The 18,212-nt window shown below is 41.6% G+C and carries 17 protein-coding genes; 16 read left to right on the plus strand and 1 reads right to left on the minus strand.

Annotated elements, in window-relative coordinates; all coding sequences use genetic code 11:
* The first annotated feature begins 470 nt into the window (after nucleotides 1-470).
* The 9 genes from IGI50_RS00375 (at nucleotide 471) to IGI50_RS00415 (ending at nucleotide 9,876) form a co-directional block, all read left to right on the plus strand.
* Nucleotides 471-1,109, plus strand: coding sequence for a GntR family transcriptional regulator (locus IGI50_RS00375; RefSeq protein ID WP_010747348.1), 639 nt, complete (start codon nucleotides 471-473; stop codon nucleotides 1,107-1,109).
* Nucleotides 1,110-1,330: 221 nt separating this feature from the next.
* Entirely contained in the window at nucleotides 1,331-2,530 is a 1,200-nt protein-coding gene (locus tag IGI50_RS00380; protein ID WP_010747347.1) for a quaternary amine ABC transporter ATP-binding protein, read from the plus strand.
* On the plus strand, nucleotides 2,523-4,247 hold the full coding sequence (locus tag IGI50_RS00385; protein WP_218256306.1) for an ABC transporter permease/substrate binding protein: 1,725 nt from the start codon (nucleotides 2,523-2,525) through the stop codon (nucleotides 4,245-4,247). Before IGI50_RS00380 ends, IGI50_RS00385 begins: the two co-directional genes overlap by 8 nt.
* Nucleotides 4,248-4,565: 318 nt before the next feature.
* Nucleotides 4,566-6,509, plus strand: a complete 1,944-nt coding sequence (locus IGI50_RS00390) for a BglG family transcription antiterminator (RefSeq protein WP_218256307.1) — start codon at nucleotides 4,566-4,568, stop codon at nucleotides 6,507-6,509.
* Nucleotides 6,510-6,983: a PTS sugar transporter subunit IIA gene (locus IGI50_RS00395; RefSeq protein WP_218256308.1), complete on the plus strand. Its 474-nt coding sequence runs from the start codon at nucleotides 6,510-6,512 to the stop codon at nucleotides 6,981-6,983.
* Nucleotides 6,984-6,996: 13 nt separating this feature from the next.
* Nucleotides 6,997-7,281 carry a PTS sugar transporter subunit IIB gene (locus IGI50_RS00400; RefSeq protein WP_010747343.1) on the plus strand — a complete coding sequence of 95 codons (285 nt, stop codon included), beginning with the start codon at nucleotides 6,997-6,999 and terminating at the stop codon, nucleotides 7,279-7,281.
* 38 nt (nucleotides 7,282-7,319) lie between these two features.
* Nucleotides 7,320-8,693 carry a PTS galactitol transporter subunit IIC gene (locus IGI50_RS00405; protein ID WP_010747342.1) on the plus strand — a complete coding sequence of 458 codons (1,374 nt, stop codon included), beginning with the start codon at nucleotides 7,320-7,322 and terminating at the stop codon, nucleotides 8,691-8,693.
* Between the two features lie 29 nt (nucleotides 8,694-8,722).
* Entirely contained in the window at nucleotides 8,723-9,229 is a 507-nt protein-coding gene (locus tag IGI50_RS00410) for a hypothetical protein (protein ID WP_438775709.1), read from the plus strand.
* Nucleotides 9,229-9,876, plus strand: a complete 648-nt coding sequence (locus tag IGI50_RS00415) for a class II aldolase/adducin family protein (protein WP_438775711.1) — start codon at nucleotides 9,229-9,231, stop codon at nucleotides 9,874-9,876. Before IGI50_RS00410 ends, IGI50_RS00415 begins: the two co-directional genes overlap by 1 nt.
* Before the next feature lie 87 nt (nucleotides 9,877-9,963).
* On the opposite strand, the gene IGI50_RS00420 is transcribed toward IGI50_RS00415, so the two are convergent.
* Nucleotides 9,964-10,995 carry a zinc-binding dehydrogenase gene (locus tag IGI50_RS00420; RefSeq protein WP_438775713.1) on the minus strand — a complete coding sequence of 344 codons (1,032 nt, stop codon included), beginning with the start codon at nucleotides 10,993-10,995 and terminating at the stop codon, nucleotides 9,964-9,966.
* 188 nt (nucleotides 10,996-11,183) lie between these two features.
* Here IGI50_RS00420 and IGI50_RS00425 point away from each other — a divergent pair, with 188 nt between their 5' ends.
* The 7 genes from IGI50_RS00425 (at nucleotide 11,184) to IGI50_RS00455 (ending at nucleotide 18,198) form a co-directional block, all read left to right on the plus strand.
* Nucleotides 11,184-13,325, plus strand: coding sequence for a BglG family transcription antiterminator (locus tag IGI50_RS00425; protein ID WP_438775714.1), 2,142 nt, complete (start codon nucleotides 11,184-11,186; stop codon nucleotides 13,323-13,325).
* The gene (locus tag IGI50_RS00430; protein ID WP_218256313.1) at nucleotides 13,318-13,782 is read left to right on the plus strand and encodes a PTS sugar transporter subunit IIA; all 465 of its coding nucleotides are present in this window, start codon (nucleotides 13,318-13,320) and stop codon (nucleotides 13,780-13,782) included. The genes IGI50_RS00425 and IGI50_RS00430 overlap by 8 nt, the downstream gene beginning before the upstream one ends.
* Before the next feature lie 21 nt (nucleotides 13,783-13,803).
* The gene (locus IGI50_RS00435) at nucleotides 13,804-15,216 is read left to right on the plus strand and encodes a PTS galactitol transporter subunit IIC (protein WP_438775716.1); all 1,413 of its coding nucleotides are present in this window, start codon (nucleotides 13,804-13,806) and stop codon (nucleotides 15,214-15,216) included.
* Nucleotides 15,209-15,487, plus strand: coding sequence for a PTS sugar transporter subunit IIB (locus IGI50_RS00440; RefSeq protein ID WP_010747335.1), 279 nt, complete (start codon nucleotides 15,209-15,211; stop codon nucleotides 15,485-15,487). Before IGI50_RS00435 ends, IGI50_RS00440 begins: the two co-directional genes overlap by 8 nt.
* A gap of 98 nt (nucleotides 15,488-15,585) precedes the next feature.
* A complete protein-coding gene (locus IGI50_RS00445) occupies nucleotides 15,586-16,323 on the plus strand; it encodes an SDR family NAD(P)-dependent oxidoreductase (protein ID WP_438775717.1) in 738 nt (245 codons plus the stop codon).
* 10 nt (nucleotides 16,324-16,333) lie between these two features.
* Nucleotides 16,334-16,606, plus strand: coding sequence for a hypothetical protein (locus IGI50_RS00450; RefSeq protein ID WP_438775719.1), 273 nt, complete (start codon nucleotides 16,334-16,336; stop codon nucleotides 16,604-16,606).
* Between the two features lie 635 nt (nucleotides 16,607-17,241).
* Nucleotides 17,242-18,198: a sugar-binding transcriptional regulator gene (locus IGI50_RS00455; RefSeq protein WP_010747332.1), complete on the plus strand. Its 957-nt coding sequence runs from the start codon at nucleotides 17,242-17,244 to the stop codon at nucleotides 18,196-18,198.
* Nucleotides 18,199-18,212 lie beyond the last annotated feature (14 nt).

Below are 18,212 nucleotides of genomic sequence, written 5' to 3' on the forward strand. Positions count from 1 at the left end.
ATAATCACTCCTAAGTTGTCTTTCTGATTTTTGACTTTTACCAAAACGGATACTCCTTGAGACAATTTTCAGAATAAAATGAATCGTATATGTATAAAAAGCGGTGCAAAAGAAGCGTCAGTCGGTAAAAATAATCTGAAACATCGTAGCTTTTTTTAAAAGAATTTGCGAAGGAAAACTACGCAAAATGTTCTTCTATGAATAAATTTTAAAGACGAAAGCACTAACAACTTCATTTTTATCTGTCTTGCAATGAGTAAAGCTTTTCTAAAAAAAATATGCTATGCTTAAAAAGAATTCTGCAACAAAGATATCAGTTCCGTTATTCGCAGTAGATAGAAGATATAGTAAGCCCTATACTTTCACTATTCATGAGCCACTTTAACGGAATGATATATACGGGGAAAATGAGCTTCGTTTTTCGATTTTTGAAGATTGAAGCACAGTTAGATGAACTTGGAGGGATCGGAATGGAAGGGGAAAACAAGAAGCGGATCTTGCTGCCTCGCTATCAGCAAGTAGCGGTAGAGATTGCTGAACGGATTGCTGACAATCGGTATCAAGTGGGAGAAAAAATTCATGCACGTTCCACGCTAGCCAGTAATTTTAATGTTTCTCCTGAAACTGCGCGGAAAGCAATCAATGTGCTAGTGGATCTCGGAATCATGGAGGTTCGCCATGGCAGCGGGGCCTATGTGCTTTCGCGAGAAAAAGCGAAGGTCTACTTTGAGAAATATCAGGATGTGCAGTCTGTTCAAGAAATAAAGAATGAGCTTCAGGCGAGCGTTGAGAAACAAAAACAAGAACTGGACAATGTGAGTGAGCTTTTGAATCAATTATTAGCCCAAACGAAGCGTGTTCATAATGTCGCGCCTTTTGTTCCGTACGAGTTAACTTTGACGGGAGAGGCAGAACACTTGGAGAGTACGGTTAATGACTTAAATATTTGGCACGAGACGGGAGCGACGATTATTGCCATTCAGCAAAAGAACGAGCTTTTGCTGTCGCCGGGACCTTACGCCAAAATTTGCGAAGGCGATACCTTATTCTTTGTTGGCAACGAATTCGTTATTCAACGGATGCAGCATCTGTTTTATCCAGATAAATAATTCCATCAAAAAAGAAAGCCGCGGCTTTCTTTTTTTTAAACCTTTAACCACTGAAACGATCTCATTTTAAGGGCAATTTCGATTTCTGACTTTACGAAGTAGCAGAGTGAGTTTTCGACGACATACTTGCTGATTTACTGAAAACTTTCAGCATCTTTTTTGACAAAGTGACCACATGGTGTTAAGTTAGTATGGTCACTTTTTAAAGAGGAGGATATTTTTTGAGTAAAGTTAAGGTAGAACATCTGACTAAAATTTTTGGTAAGAAACAGCAACAGGCCCTTGCGATGATTCAGGAGAATCGCGACAAGAACGAAATTGTAGAGAAAACAGGTGCAACTGTTGGTGTATATGATGCAAGTTTTGAAGTCAATGAAGGAGAAATTTTTGTTATTATGGGACTTTCCGGCAGCGGAAAATCCACAATGATTCGTTTATTAAATCGGTTGATCGATCCGACCTCTGGTGAGATCTATATCGATGGAGAAAATATCGCTCAAATGGACAAAGAAGCACTGCGGGAAGTGCGTCGCCATAAAATCAATATGGTCTTTCAAAATTTTGGGCTGTTTCCTCATCGTACGATTTTGGAAAATACAGAATACGGTCTTGAAGTCCGAGGCGTACCGAAAGCGGAACGTCAGGCAAAGGCTGAACAAGCATTAGAAAACTCAGGACTATTGACCTTTAAGGATCAATATCCAGATCAACTATCCGGTGGGATGCAGCAGCGGGTTGGCTTGGCGCGGGCTTTAGCCAACGATCCAGAAATTCTATTGATGGATGAAGCTTTTTCCGCCTTAGACCCATTGATCCGTCGGGAGATGCAAGATGAATTATTGGATCTGCAATCGAATGTACAAAAAACAATCATCTTTATTACCCATGATTTAAATGAAGCCTTGCGAATCGGTGATCGGATCGCGTTAATGAAGGACGGTCAAATCATGCAGATCGGTACGGGAGAAGAAATTCTGACGCATCCAGCCAATCAATATGTTCGTGACTTCGTTGAAGACGTGGATCGTTCAAAAGTCTTGACTGCCCAAAATATCATGGTGCCAGCGTTGACGACGAATATTGAAGTGGATGGACCAAATGTGGCGTTGAATCGAATGCGTAAAGAAGAAGTCAGTATGCTATTAGCTGTTGATCGTAAGCGTAAGCTGAAGGGAAGCCTGACAGCAGACAAAGCGCGGGAAGCACGTAAAAATAATCTAGAGCTGAGAGATGTCATTGATAAAAATGTCCGCCGCATCCCGAAAGATATGCTGGTCACCGACATTTTCAATCTAATTTTTGATTCGCCAGCACCACTGGCTGTAGTAGAAGGCGACCGCTTAGTCGGTGTCGTCATCCGTGGTAGTGTGTTAGAGGCGTTAGCAGATACAGAGACTGAAGAGGTGATCACAAATGTTTAGTATTTTACAACAAGCCTTGCCCGTCGCAGACTGGGTGGAAGGATTTACAGAGTGGCTGACAGGAACCTTTGCTGGTTTGTTCTCAGCCTTGCAGCATGCCGGACAATTTTTGATGGATGGAATGACAGGGATATTAACGATGATCCCACCATTATTATTGATTCTCGTTTTAACGATCGCCGCCTTTTTTATTTCCAATAAAAAATGGGGGCTGACAAGCTTTACCTTGATCGGACTGCTCTTTATTTATAATCAAGGATTATGGACGGATCTTATGAGTACCGTCACACTGGTTCTTTTATCAAGTCTATTATCGATCATCATTGGGGTACCTTTAGGAATCCTGATGGCGAAAAATGAGACTGCGAAAAAAATTATTACTCCCATTCTGGACTTTATGCAGACAATGCCAGGGTTCGTGTATTTGATTCCTGCGGTTGCATTCTTCGGAATTGGGATGGTTCCTGGTGTTTTTGCCTCAGTTATTTTCGCTTTGCCGCCAACCGTGCGTTTTACGAATTTAGGGATTCGTCAAATTCCAAAAGAATTGGTCGAAGCGTCTGATTCCTTCGGCGGTACCGGCAAACAAAAATTATTTAAGCTGGAATTACCATTAGCAAAAAGTACCATTTTAGCGGGGATCAACCAAACAACGATGCTTGCTCTATCAATGGTGGTTATCGCATCAATGATTGGAGCACCGGGTCTAGGACGTGGAGTTCTTTCAGCCTTGCAGCGTGCGCAAGTCGGAAATGGTTTTGTGAATGGCTTGGCGCTAGTTATTTTGGCGATCATTATCGATCGATTCACACAGAATATCAACAAGCCAAAACAACAGGCAGCTGAAAAAATGCCGAAGACCAAAAAGAAAAAAATCGGTATTGCCGCGGGTGTTGTTGCTGCAGTTGTTTTACTGGCTTCGTTTGGTTTTGGCGGTTCATCTAATGAAAGCAAAGGAACGATCAACCTGACCTATGTAGAGTGGGATACAGAAGTGGCTTCTACTCATGTCATCGGAGAGGTTCTAAAGGAAATGGGCTACAATGTAAACATGACTCCGCTGGATAATGCGATTATGTGGGAATCTGTTGCAAAAGGTGAATCAGATGCCATGGTTGCTGCTTGGTTGCCTAATACACACAAGTCACAATTTGCTCAGTATAAGGATCAGGTTGATGATTTAGGTGTGAACCTAAAAGGAGCAAAAGTTGGTCTGGTTGTTCCTGATTATATGGATGTAAACTCTATCGAAGATTTGACTGATCAAGCGAATAAAACAATCACCGGGATCGAACCTGGTGCCGGTGTGGTCAATGCCGCTGAAAATACATTGAAGGCTTATCCGAATTTATCTGATTGGAAAGTTTCAACCTCTTCTTCTGGTGCAATGACAGTTGCTCTTGGCCAAGCGATTAAAAAGAAACAACCAATCGTTATTACTGGCTGGTCTCCTCACTGGATGTTCGCTAAATATGGGTTGAAATATTTAGAAGATCCTAAAGGGGCCATGGGAACAGAAGAAGCTATTCATACAATGGCCCGTAAAGGTTTGAAGGAAGATCAACCAGAAGCGTATAAAGTCTTGGATAATTTCCATTGGAACCAAAAGGATATGGAAAGTGTCATGCTAGCGATCAATGAAGGAAAAGACCCTTCTCAAGCAGCAAAGGACTGGATTAAAGACCACCAAAAAGAAGTCGATGAGTGGAAAAAATAGAATAACTAGAAAAATTGCTGATCTCTTATGATCAGCAATTTTTTTGCATTTAAAAGAAGGAAGCTGTAAAAGTCCCTTTACAAATTGGCTTTTCCACTCATCAAAAAATTTCATAAATACTTTCAAAAAAGAATGATTCCTGTTAATTTGAGTTTTCATGATTAATGTTGAAAAAAGGAGACCTTTTAAGTAAGTTGAAAATTTACTATGATGAATATAGGAGATAGCGAGGTTGGCTGCTCAACGTTGTTTATTTTTCTTTAACGAAGAGGGCTGACAGCCGAATACTCCGAATGCTTAAGACGAGGAGGTGTGAAAATGGAAAAAACGATGCGGCGTCGCAATCAACTGTTATCCTTACTTCTTTCTGAAAGCGATTACAAAACAACGGATTATTTTAGTGAGAAGCTGGAAGTGTCAACGAGAACGATTTTGAACGATGTAAATTTTTTGAACAAGGAATTGGCGGGAAAAGCGATAGAGATTGTTAAGGTGCCAAGACATGGTATCAAATTAATCGGAACAGAAGGAGAAATCAACAGAATTACAGATCTTACGGTGGAAAGTGACAGAGATATTTATGACGTATTAGGCAGAAGAGAAGGTATTTTTCGTCAATTATTTATGACGCCCGAAGGACAGTTGCTAGAGACGCTAGAAGCGGATTTTTTTATCTCTGATTCAACGTTAAAAAAAGATCTAGATTATCTACAGCGCTATCTGCGGCATTTTGATGTCAAAATCTGTCAGAGCAGACGGAAGGTTTCCTTGCGTGGGGCGGAGGCGGACATCCAACAGGCGTATCAAAATTTTTTGATGACAAAGTTTCCCGATGCTCTACTAGTAAACAATGAAGAGCTGCTCATCCAATTAGAGAACTATTTCCCTGTCGCCCTGATCCAATTAGTCAAAGATACGTTAGAGAAGTTTTCCGATATGTTTTATAGCAATATTTCCAATAAATATTTTTCAGCAATTTTTCTTACTTTTTTATGTTTACTTACGCGAGCGGAAAACGGCTGTCATATGACGATCGAAGAGAAAAAGAAAAGCGACTTAGAGGATTTGGCTTTATATACGCAAACCTATGAGATTTGTGCCTTCATTTCTACGAATAGTTCGATCGAGCTTTGGTATCCCGATATTTATCATCTATCTGAAACCTTATATGCCATGAACGTAAAACCCTTCTACAAATCAACCAAGACGTACAATGACAGCTATCAAGAGGCGGTGGAAGAATTAATCGCCGATTTAGGAAACCTGTTAAATATCGATTTTTCTGGCGATCAGGAATTACATGATTCACTTATGAGCCATATTGTTCCGATGATTTATCGGCTGCGTCGTAATATTTTGATCAAAAATCCTTTTATGGAGGACATTAAAAATCGCTACTTATTATTGTATTCCATGATGTGCTACGCCATCAGCAGTATCGGTCAGCGATTTTCGATCGAAGTGACCGGCGATGAGATTTCTTTTCTAGTGATTTACTTCCAAGTCGCTTTGGAGCGCAAGTATGGGGTAAGTTTTCGTAATATCTATGTCGTTCTTTCACGAGGGTTGATCACAAGTGATTTGATCTATACGAAAATTCGGCGAATCATTCCCCATACCGATAAAGTGATTCAATTGACGACCAAGGAATTTGAACAAGTGACGTTGAATTCAAGAGATGTCGTGGTCACGACCGATCCTAGTGTGAAGGCCAGAAATGTGGTTTATATTTCACCCATGATCAAAGATGAGGAAATCAGCCGAATCGTTCATACCTATTACAAACGGTATCACGCGACAGCAAAAGAAAAAACACAGGTAAATCAGCAATGGATCAATCCAGAGCTTGTTTTTCTTCAACAACATGTTGAGAACAAAGAGGCGTGTTTGAATTTTATGATTGAAAGGTATCAAGCGTTAGGGATCGCGAAGGAGAACTTTGGCGAATCTGTTTGGACCCGGGAAAAGTTAGGAGATACTAGTTTTTCTGTCAGTGTGGCGATTCCCCATGCGGACCCGAGTGAGGTGAATCAGACTTCTATTGGGATCATGACTTTAGATAAGAAGATCAATTGGGGCATCAATAATGTGAATGTCATTTTATTTTTCGCTATTTCAGATACAGATATCAATGCGGCAAAGAGTAAAATCACAGGTTTACTTGAGTTTATCGAAAAGGAGGAGAATGTGGAAAAACTGATTCAAGTAACAGATAAGCAAGCACTTTTGGATTTAGTGATGGGGGAAGGGAGTGCAATTTAAGTGGCTGACTTTTGGGATGAAATGTACTTAGATGAACAGTTGGTTGATTTAGCAATGGATGAACCCGATAACTTTTCAGCGTTGGCGACGTTGGCCAGTCGACTGGAGGCCAATCAGTGTGTGAATGGTGAATTCAGCTCAGCGGTTCAGGAGCGAGAGAAGGAGTTTGCGACTGGTTTGCCTTTAGAGCATATCGGCGTGGCGATTCCTCATACCGATTCTGAATATGTTTTCAAGCAATCAATGGCAATCGGCATTTTAAAGAATCCGGTAATGTTTGAAATGATGGGGTCACCGGAGGTTCTCGTTCCAGTAAAAATCATGTTTATGCTAGCGATCAAGGAACCGAAAAAGCAACTGGAATTTTTACAGGCGTTGATCGATATGTTTCAAACAGATGAAAAGGTCTTAGCAATTATTCAAGCGAATACGGCAGAAGAAGTCGTAAAAAGCATCAAACAGAATTTAAAATAAGGACGTGGAAAAGATGAAAAATATTTTATTAGCATGTGGTTCTGGCATTGCGACATCAACAGCAGTAAATGGAAAAATATCAAAAATTTTAGATGAAAATGGGTACAAAGGAAAGTATAAAATTACCCAATGCAAAATTTCGGAAGCACCGAATAAAGCTTCTAACTATGATTTTTTGATTTCGACAACGGTTATTCCGAAAGGTTTGGCTTGCGAATCTGTTTCCGGAGTATGCTTTTTGACTGGCGTTAATACAAAACCAACGATCGATAAAATTATGGAGTTAATGGAAAAGTAGCCTGTATAAAACAATACGAGTAAGGAGAGGGATTAATCATGGATGCGATTATTGGAGTGTTTCAATTTATTCAAGGATTGGGTGTATCCGTTGTAATGCCAATTGTCATTTTTATTATTGGTTGTGCCTTCAGAACAGGTGTTGGGAAGAGTCTTCGAGCAGGGTTAACGGTAGGGGTCGGCTTTATTGGGTTGAATTTGGTCATTAATTCGCTATTAGGAACCAGTCTTTCGCCAGCCGTACAGGCGATGATCGATCGTTTTGGTTTGAGCCTATCAACGATCGACGTGGGATGGCCAGCGGCAGCGGCGATCGCCATGGGTTCAACAGTTGGATTGATTATTATCCCGCTAGGCTTAGTGGTCAATATCGTGATGCTCCTTACCAATACGACACAAACGGTTGATGTGGATATTTGGGATTATTGGCACTTTGCGTTTACTGGAGCTTTAGTAGCAATTATTACCGATACATTATGGCTAGGGATTGTGGCGGCTGTCGTGAATATGGTGATTATCATGGTATTAGGTGATGTTACCGCGCCAGAAGTGGAGAAATCACTGGATCTGCCGGGCGTTTCGCTGCCCCATGGCTTCACGACGGCCTATGCGCCAATTGCGATGGTCATCAATAAATTGATCGATATGATTCCTGGCGTGAGAGATATCAATATTAATATGGATACGGTTCAACGTCGTTTCGGTGTTTTCGGTGAACCGATTCTAGTTGGAACGGTGATGGGGATCGTTATCGGTATAATTGCCGGCTACGATGTGACAAATGTTTTAACCTTAGGGGTTTCTTTAGGAGCTGTTTTAGTGTTGATTCCGAAAATGGCGGCTTTATTGATGGAAGGCTTGATTCCGATCAGCGATGCTGCCAGTGAATTCATTCAAGAAAGATTTCAAAATCGTGGGAAAATTTATATTGGGTTAGATTCAGCGATTGGAGTTGGACACCCAGTGACATTGGCAATTTCATTTATCTTAGTGCCAACATTGATTTTCTTAGCGGTTGTCCTACCAGGAAATACCGTTTTACCATTCGCTGACTTAGCCGTTATCCCATGGATGTTTGTATTGATTACACCGATTGTAAAAGAAAATGGCTTTAGAGGGCTGATTGTTGGGTTGGTCGTATTAGTATTCGGGCTATGGATCGCCACGGATCTGGCACCAATGATTACGACGGCAGCAAAAAATGTGAATTTCCAAATGCCGGAAGGGGCCTCTCAGATTTCATCTATTTGTGATGGAGCGAATCCATTGACTTGGGTACTGGTTCGCTTAAATGGTCTCGGATATATCGGTACTGGAATTGGCGCTGCGGTGGCTTTGGTGATGGCGATTTGGAACCGCAATCGAATCAAAAAAGAAGCATCACAACTGCATGATGGCGGAGAAGCAGCGTAATTCTGCAGTAAGAAAAGGGGGAAGGACACATGAAACGGTTTGAATACGATAAAACATTGTATTTCTTAGATGTCCCTGTTACCGGAGTCGTCTCATTGATTGTTTTCCTCATTGCGATCGGTGCCATGATCACGAATCGTTTGCCGGCGTTGATGGGTATGGTTGGAATTGTCGCCTTTTACAGTTTTTGGAACGCGCTGGTGGCAAGAGTGACCCCGAAAGAAGTAGCAATCGCAGAAGACACGTTGACTCTACGTTCCTTCAAACGAGTGGATGATTATAACTTGCCGCAGCTGGATAGCTTCAAGATTCGTGAGTTTCCAACTGCTGGAAAGATGTATTTACGTATGAACGGCGGTGGACTGTTAAAAGGGCGCTATTGGTTGAATACAAGAAATTATAATGACGGGCAGGAGCTGTTTCGGTTGTTGCTGGACATGGAATATGAAAAGCATCCAGAATCATTGAAGGCTCGTGCTAGAAGAGTCAACACGGAGTATAACGCTCAAGTCAAAAAGAAAAAAGAGGCGAGCTGATGTTTGAGAAAGAAAAAGCAGAGATTATCACAGCTGGGATAATGCTAGACCGCTATGGTTTGATTTCACTTTCAGGTGGAAATGTGAGTATGCGAATCGATTCGAAAACCCTATTGGTTACACCTAGTGGAATGATGTATGAAGAGATGGTCCCAGAGGATGTTCTCGTGATGACGATTGAAGGAGAAATTATCGAAGGAACCCGCCGTCCGAGTGTTGATACGATTGCGATACGTTATATCCTGCAGCAGATGCCGGCAGTGAATGCGGTCATTCATACCCATCAGCCATATGCGACCGGAATCGGTTTAGTCGTGGATCGGATTGATTGTGATGTGACGACATTAGCCAATACTGCGAAGGGTCCAGTCAATGTCGCTCCGTATAGTTCGGCGGCGAGTATTGATATGGGCTATGCGGTAGTCGATCATATCGGAGATCAGCTGGCAGTCGTACTGAAAAATCACGGCGTTGTCACGATCGGCAAAAATTTAAAAGAGGCGTTGTATGCTGCCGTCTATTTAGAAGAAGCAGCGAAAACACTATACGTCGCTCATTCTTATGGTGGGAAAATCGCAAAGCTGTCTGCTGAACAGATTCAAACGGCTGTAGAGGTGTTCAAAGATTATGGTCAGGTAAAAAATTGAATCAGTGAGCACTGAGAAAGTGTAAGGGAACGCCCTTTGTGAAGGACTGTCTGCCTATTTTGGCAGACAGTCTTTTCGTTCGTGGAATTATTCGGGCTTTAGCAGAATTTTCAACTCTTTGCCATTCATGGCTAGTTCAAAGGCTTCCTCCCATTGATCTAAGGGAAGGGTTCTGGTAATCATAGGCGATAGATCAATTTTAGCAGTTGCTAACCACTCCAATGCTTTTCTCCAAGAGCTAGGTTTTTGAGTACGTGAGCCAATGAGCTGAATTTCTTTATTAAGCAGCAGACTCATATCCAGCGGGACAGGATTCTTTGCGAAAAGTCCTTCTTGAATAACCGTTCCTTTCTTTTTGACAATTTCTAAGGACTGCTGAAGTGCCTGAAAACTGCCGGAGCATTCAAAAACTTGATCAAAGCCCAAGCTGTCTGTTTCTTGTTCGACTAAGTCTTCTAAGGAGGTCTTTTGACTATCAAATGTTTTAGCGATCCCCAGCTCACGAGCCTTTGCTAAACGCAGGGTATCTTTGGTAATTCCAATGAGGGTCACGTTCGCGTTCATTGATTGAAGGACCAGGGCGAGTAAGACACCAATCGGCCCAGGCCCAAAGACAGCAATTTTCTCATTAGGCTGAACGATTGTTTTCTCCATTACGGCATGGATACAGCAGGCCAGCGGCTCCATTAAAGCGGCTACTTCACTTGGCAGCTCTGCTGGCAAGTGATGGCAGCGATCAGCCTTAGCTAAAACATACGTTGCGAAGCTGCCATCCACCTGTGTTCCTAGTCCTTTTCGGTGACTGCATAAATTATATTCTTCCTTTAAACAGTAAGGGCATTTTTCACAAACTTCGTAGGTTGTCTCACTGACGATTCGATCTCCAATGTCCAGCTGTGTTACTTTATCCCCTTTTTCAGAGACTATACCAATGAATTCATGGCCGAGAGTCAATGGTATTTTCTTGTTATATTCACCCTTCAGCGCATGGATATCCGACCCACAAATACCACTAAATAATACTTTTATTAATACTTCATCTTTTTTAACAGAAGGTTTGTTAATATCGCATAAGTCAACATTTCCGACACCACTAGCTAATTTCCTTAATGATTTCAATTTGATCCGCTCCTTGAGAATTTATTTATTAAAAATTGTTATAAAAAGACAGCTTCTATCTAGTATGCCAAGCGTAGCACAGAAGTTCTTTAGGTATCTATCACAATTCTTTTGAGAAGTTCACCAAAAGGATTGGTCTTGTGAAATAATAGGAGGCAGATACAATTAAACGTGTAGAGGTGATAGTGATGAACAGGAGAATCAATAAAATTTTATTGGATGTTTTGCATGAGAAGGAAGAATCCTTGGTTAATTACGCCAAGCTCTTTAAGGTTTCTGAACAGACCATTCGCAATGACATCAAGGAAATCAATTTCCAATTGGAAAGCAATGAAAAAAACGAAGCACTGTATTTTGAAGACGGCTATTTAAAAATACCGAAGGAGGTTGACTTAAAGGAACTATTTCAAACGTATGCGTCTTTTCAGCACTATCATTTAACCCTCGATGAAAGACGGACTATTTTAGCGCTGCTTCTGATCACAAGTCATGATTATGTGACGACCTACTATCTCTCTGAATACCTCTTAGTCAGTCGCAATACGTTAGTCAGCGATATTGAAGCGTTAAAGAAATGGTTCAAAAAAAATGATTTATCCTTGCTTTCTCATATTGGGAAAGGCTACAAGGTGGCGGGAAATGAAGTTCATATTCGTTCGGCGATGACGAAACTCGTCATTTTTAACGGGTTATTCGATTACAGCTATGATTATGCACTTGGTTGGGAAAACAACATTTTTCAGAATTTATTGTTAGAGATCATTGATCCTGATACACGCTATCAGGAAGTCAGCCAGCTGCTGATGGAGGCTGAAAAGGAAGAACAACTGCAACTATCTGATTTTTCATATCATGAAATGGTTTGCTACTTGATTATTATGATTGAACGGATCAAGCATGATCAGCGGATTGATGTGACTGAAAATTTGGCTGAGCTGCAGGAAAGCTCTAAGGCTCATTTTGCTCAGACGATCATTGAAAAAATTGAACAATCCTATGATATTCGAGCAGAAGGCGGCGAGCTGGGGTATTTGATCTCGATTTTACGCAGGAAGAGCTATATCAAGAATAATGGACGCAAAATTGATTCGATCGAGACTCAAATTTTGATTAATGAATTTATTTTCAATCTGGCAAAGGAAATGGATATTAAATACTACTTGAACAGCGATCTATTTGATCTATTAGAGAATCACTTGAAGCTCTTAATCTATCGTCTTTCTTTGAATGACAGTGTGGTAAATGTTTTGCTGGATGAAATTTATCAATCCTATCCGGATATGTTTGAGATTGTAAAACGGAATTTGAACAAGGTTGAGAACTACTTAGATGTGGAGATTCAGCCGAATGAGTTGTCCTTTATTGTCATGTATGTGATGGCGATTTTAGAAAACAGCAGCAATACACAATCAAAAGGACAAATACGCTTGCGAATTGTTTGCAACTCTGGCAGCGGGACCGCTCAATTGATCAAGGTAAAGCTGAAATCAGCCTTTCCTCAAATTGAGGTGGTGTCAGTTGATTCCTCTCATGCGCTGCAAAAGGTTCAGCCTGAGGATCAAGACCTTATCGTCAGTACCGTCCCATTGAAATTTGACCAGTCGCCAGTGGTCCTTGTGAACCCGATTCTTACTGAACAGGACATCGTCCGAATTCAAAAGGTGTTGTATAAGATCAAACCGCGGCATTTTATTGATCAAAATTATTTAATTACTAAAGAAGAGGCGATGATTGAAGATTTTCTACCGATAATTCAGAAATACATGGATGACGGCGAGTATCAAAACTTCTTAAGCGATATTGAATCCTTCAATCGTCTAAACGAACGACTAGCCGAGGAAACTCAGGAAATCAACCGATTGACTGCGATCCTGACGGTTGAGCGGATCAAACTGGATCAAAGCTGTGATAGCTGGCAATCAGCAGTGGAGGCGGCAGGGCAGCTCTTGCTGGCAGATGAACTAATCACATCGGAATACATACAGGCGATGATTCAAATGGTCGTTGATTATGATTCCTACATTGTAATCTCACCAGGAGTGGCCATTCCCCATGCGGAATTCTCACATGGAGCCAAAAAAATTGGCGCAGGCTTTGTCCGTTTAGCAGAGCCGGTTTCCTTTAACCATCAGAAAAACGATCCAGTGAAGTATGTTATTGCCTTTTCTTTACCTGAAGGGGTTTCAATCGGCACCTGCTTGTATTATTTTACAGAAATTTTAGCAACCGAAAATTTTTTAGCGTTGATGGATCAATGTCAATCGGAAGAAGCGGTCATGAATCAGTTAAGAAAATTAGAAGATAAAGTGATGGGATATCCTTATGAATAAACTATTGAGAAAAGAAGATCAGAAATTTTTGTATTATTCCTTCGATGAAGAGGACCAAGAGGCACTATTAAGAGAAATGAGCGGAGTGCTGATCGATGCCGGCTTTGTCCATGAGAGCTACTCAGAGGCGGTAATTGAACGAGAACAGGTTTTTCCTACAGGACTACCCACGCAGGGAATCAATGTGGCGATCCCTCATACGGATTCTGACCATGTAAAAAAGGAAGGGTTTTTGGTAGGTGTGTTGGAAAAGCCCGTAACCTTTGAAATGATGGCCAGCAAAGATGTTTTTTTAGAAGTAGAACTTGTTTTTATGCTGGCGATCAAACAGCCAGAAAATCAATTGGAAATGCTGCAAAAATTAATGCTGCTATGTCAGGATGAGAAAAACTTACAGTTGCTTAAGTCAAAAGAGAAGGTTGTTGAGGTGGAGCAGTTATTGAAGACGATTCAATAATGGAAACAAGGAGGAGAAAAAATGTTAGATATACTTAAAGCAGGTGTGAACTATATATTGGACCTTGGAGCAGCTGCGATGCTGCCGATCATTTTGACCGTCTTTGGGGTTGTTTTAGGTCAAAAGCTGAGTAAATCTTTTCGAGCTGGTTTAACCGTCGGGATTGGTTTCACTGGATTGAATTTGGTAATTGGGTTGCTTTCGGATTCGATCGGAGCATCCTCTCAAGCGATGATTGAACGTTTAGGTTTGCAATTGGATATCTTGGATGTTGGTTGGCCGATCGGAGCAGCGATCACCTTCGCCACACCAATCGCAGTAATTTTGATTCCGGTAATCTTTATTTTTAATATGATCCTGCTGCGATTTAATCAAACCAAAACGATGGACGTGGATCTTTGGAACTATTGGCATTTGATTTTCCCGGGAGCAATGATTTATTATGCGACCGATTCGATTTGGATCGCCATTGTTTGTGCCTTGATCAATTCCTTTGTCATTTTCAAATTAGCCGATTGGACGGCACCAGCAGTCGAGCATTTTTTTGGCTTGCCGGGCATCTCCTTACCCCACGGGGAGACGGTAAACTTTGCGCCGTTGACCTATGCGTTGAACCGTGTATGGGATAAGATTCCAGGCATCAATAAAATTGATATTAACGCGAAGAACTTGAAGGAGCGTTTAGGGATCTTTGGTGAACCGATGATGATCGGTTTGGTATTAGGGGTCGGAATGGGCTTGCTGGCAGGCTACGACTCTCAGGCAATTATCCAATTAGGTGTGCAAACTTCAGCGGTAATGATCTTAATGCCGAGAATGGTGGCTTTATTGATGGAAGGGCTATCACCGATTGCTGAAGGGGCTAAAACCTTTATTCAAAAACGTTTCCCAGGAAAAGAAGTGTACATTGGTTTAGATGCGGCAGTTGTAACAGCCCATCCGGCAATTATCACCGTAGCACTATTGATGGTACCAATCACGATCTTATTAGCGGCAATTCTGCCATTCAATCGCTTATTACCTTTCGCTGATTTAGCGGTATTGCCTTTCACGGTCATCTGGTCAGTCGCAGCATCAAAAGGAAATATTTTCAGAGGATTGCTAAATTCAATCGCATCCATTTGTATCGTCTTCTTTATCGCAACGAATTTAGGAGCATTGACGACCACAATGGCACATGCAGTGGGCTTTGCTTTTCCTGAAGGGGCAACGATGATTTCAGGGATTGATATGAGCAGCCACATCACCTTGTGGATCATGCTGAAGCTGATTGATCCATCGAATCTTCCGGCCTTCATGGCAGGGGCCATTGCGCTAGTTATGTATGGAGCGCTGTGGTTCTGGACACGAAATGATATTAAGAAGCATTATGGATTGTCAACAGGAAAAGACGATACAAATAATACGGTTAAGGGAGCTGAGATGAATGAATAAGAAACATATCCTTATTGCCTGTGGAACAGGTGTAGCAACCTCTACGGTGGTGTGCATGCGGGTAAAAGAAGAGCTAGAGAAAAACAATATTCCAGCAACAGTGGAACAGTGCAAGGTAGCCGAGCTGCCTTCAAAAATACAAGGAGCGGATTTGGTTGTTACGACGACGGCTTATGAGAGCGAGAACATCCCTGTTATTCGTGCCTTGTCCTTTTTAACAGGTGTTGGAATTGAAGCAGATGTACAGAAAATTATTGATATTTTAAGTTAGATAATGCGCGCTTCTTTTCCTGAATAAATAGGAAAAGAAGCGCGTATCTAACGAAAGGCATATGTTCGAACATATAAAATAGAGATAGGAGCGAACCCATGAAAGGAAAAGTTGCGGTAATCACTGGCGGGGCAAAAGGAATCGGCAAAGCGATTGCCCAAAAGTTTGCAGAAGCGGGTGCGTACACAGTGATTTTAGATTTTGACCAAGTGAATGGGGAACAAACAGCGGCGGAATTTTCTCAGGCCTTTTCGGAGTCCTTGTTTATCCAAACCGATGTCTCAAATCCAGAGTCGCTGCAGCGTGCAAGCGAGCAGGTTTTTGAACATTTTCATCAAGTGGATATTTTGGTGATCAACGCGGGGATCAGCTATCTACATTCCATAGATGAAATCTCGATCGAAGAATGGCAGCGTGTCCTGCATATTAATTTGGACGGCTCCTTCTATACCTTGAAGGCTTTTTATGATTATTTTGTCGATGACGTAGGAAAAGTCATTTTTATCACCTCTGGATCAGCTATTACGGGCACCGGCGGCGGGATGCACTATGCTTCCTCAAAGGCAGGACAACACGGTTTAATGCGAGCGGCGTCAAAGGAGCTTGGACCAAGAGGGATCAACGTCAACGCGATTGCACCGCGAGTCATTCAGACCGATATTTTAGATACGCTTTATCCAGATGCAGCTAGTCGAGAAGAGCTGGTGAAAAAAATTCCGCTTCGGCGGATCGGTCAGCCAGAAGACATTGCGAATCTGGCGCTGTTTTTGGCAAGTCCTGAAAGTTCGTATATTCATGGACAAATTATGTTAGCTGATGGTGGAAGAACCTATTAAAGGAGCGCTTATGAAAAAAATTTTAGTTGTTACAGGTACCTCCGACAATAAACGGAACTTTGCCGTGAACTATATTGCGGAGTTTATGAAGGAAAAAGGAGTAGAGGCAGAGGTTGTTGGAGAAAGTATTTATGATGTAACAGAGGTAGCCGAAGATATTTCTGCGATTGTAGCTATTGGACAGCCGCAATTCACGACGGATCTGCCGATCATTGACGGCACCCCCTTTATTACGAAATTCAACATGGATACATGCTGCCAGCAATTGCTTGAAAAGCTCTAACGTGGCGACCTATACAGGGAAGCCGATTAATGAGTCGAGTGTTGAGGGAGCAATGAAAAGCTGTTCTTTCATGATTAATGATGAAAAAAGGATGACTATAAACAGAGTCACAGATTTATTATGATGGAGATGAGAAATAGGGCAGAATCAGAGGCTCAGCGAGGATGTACCTTTTTGTTTTTAAGCTGAGTAAGTTGTTCTTTCACTATGGAGATACTAAAGGACTCTAGGAACGAATAGAAGAAACATTCTCCTGCATTTATCGAGTACCATAAAGCATTTGGAAAAATCATAGTGAAAATCAACCTTATTGGTCCTTTCGCGAGAACCCAATAATACATGGTTTTTACTATGATCTTTTTATTCAAAAGTCAGTAAACCCAAAAGAATGTGAAGGGCTGTGACATATGTTACGAAAACCGCGTCGTTGGAACATTTTGTAAAGATGACATTGTGAAAAAAATCATTTGGTGAAAGCGTTGACACTAAGAAGCAAGGCTCTTATGATGAGTGTGTAACATATGTTAAATATAAGAACATATGATAATAATGAGTCTAAATTAAGAAAGAGTTCCTTTATACAGGTTCTCTTTTTCAAAAAGAAGCTCATTGGCACGAACTAGGAGGGAATAAAAATGAGTTATTCCGACGATGCCCGATTGTTAACCGAGATTGCTTCCATGTATTACGAAGAGGGAGCAAAGCAATCAGATGTGGCGAAAAAATTTAATATTAGTCGTTCGCTGGTATCCAAGTATTTAGCAAAGGCACGTTCCTTAGGTCTGGTAGAGATTATCATTCATGACGATCTTGTCCATCCCTATCGCATGTTAGAAGAGAAATTGATTGAAAAATTTGGATTGACGGAAGTCATTTGTATCGCGCCAGCCGCAGCTGAAATGCTGAACAAACGGATTGGTATCGCGGCTGGAAAATACCTGTCACGCGTTTTAAAAGGCGACGAAACCATTGGCGTTTCCGCGGGGATGGTCGTTCACGAGGCGGCACAGAACTTCCTGCCGAAAAACCAAATGGAAAATATTCGATTTATCCCGTTAGTAGGCGGATTGGGACAAGAGCATACAGCGTTGCAGGCAAATGTGGTCTGCGAAATTTTTGCCCGTAAGAGCGGCGGTTCAGTATTGGAGCTGCATGCGCCAATCACCGTCGATTCAGCTGAAGCTAAAAAGGTGTTTATGGCACAATCCTTTATCAAGAACGTGTTTGACAAAGGGAAAAAGGCGGATGTCGCATTAGTGGGAATTGGCGGATTGCCCGCGTATTCCACGATGACTAAAGCTTATCTGCCGAATGAAGAAGTACCACTAAGAAAGGAATTGTCTGCTGGCAATGTGTCAGGAGATATTTGTTACAACTTTATTGATGAGGAGGGCGAGTTAACAGATTGCACTTGGAATGATCGGGTCTTAGCCATCAGCCTGTCGGAATTAAAGCAGATTCCAAAACGGATCGGTGTATCTGGCGGAAAAGAGAAAGTCAGCGGAATACGAGCAGCGTTAAAGGGAAAATTAGTCAATGTTTTGATTACCGATGAAGAGACAGCTAAAACGTTATTAGATGAAGATAAATAAAAATGGAGGCGCAT

The organism is Enterococcus sp. DIV0170 (assembly GCF_051710765.1).
In the GTDB taxonomy this organism is placed as follows: domain Bacteria; phylum Bacillota; class Bacilli; order Lactobacillales; family Enterococcaceae; genus Enterococcus_A; species Enterococcus_A raffinosus.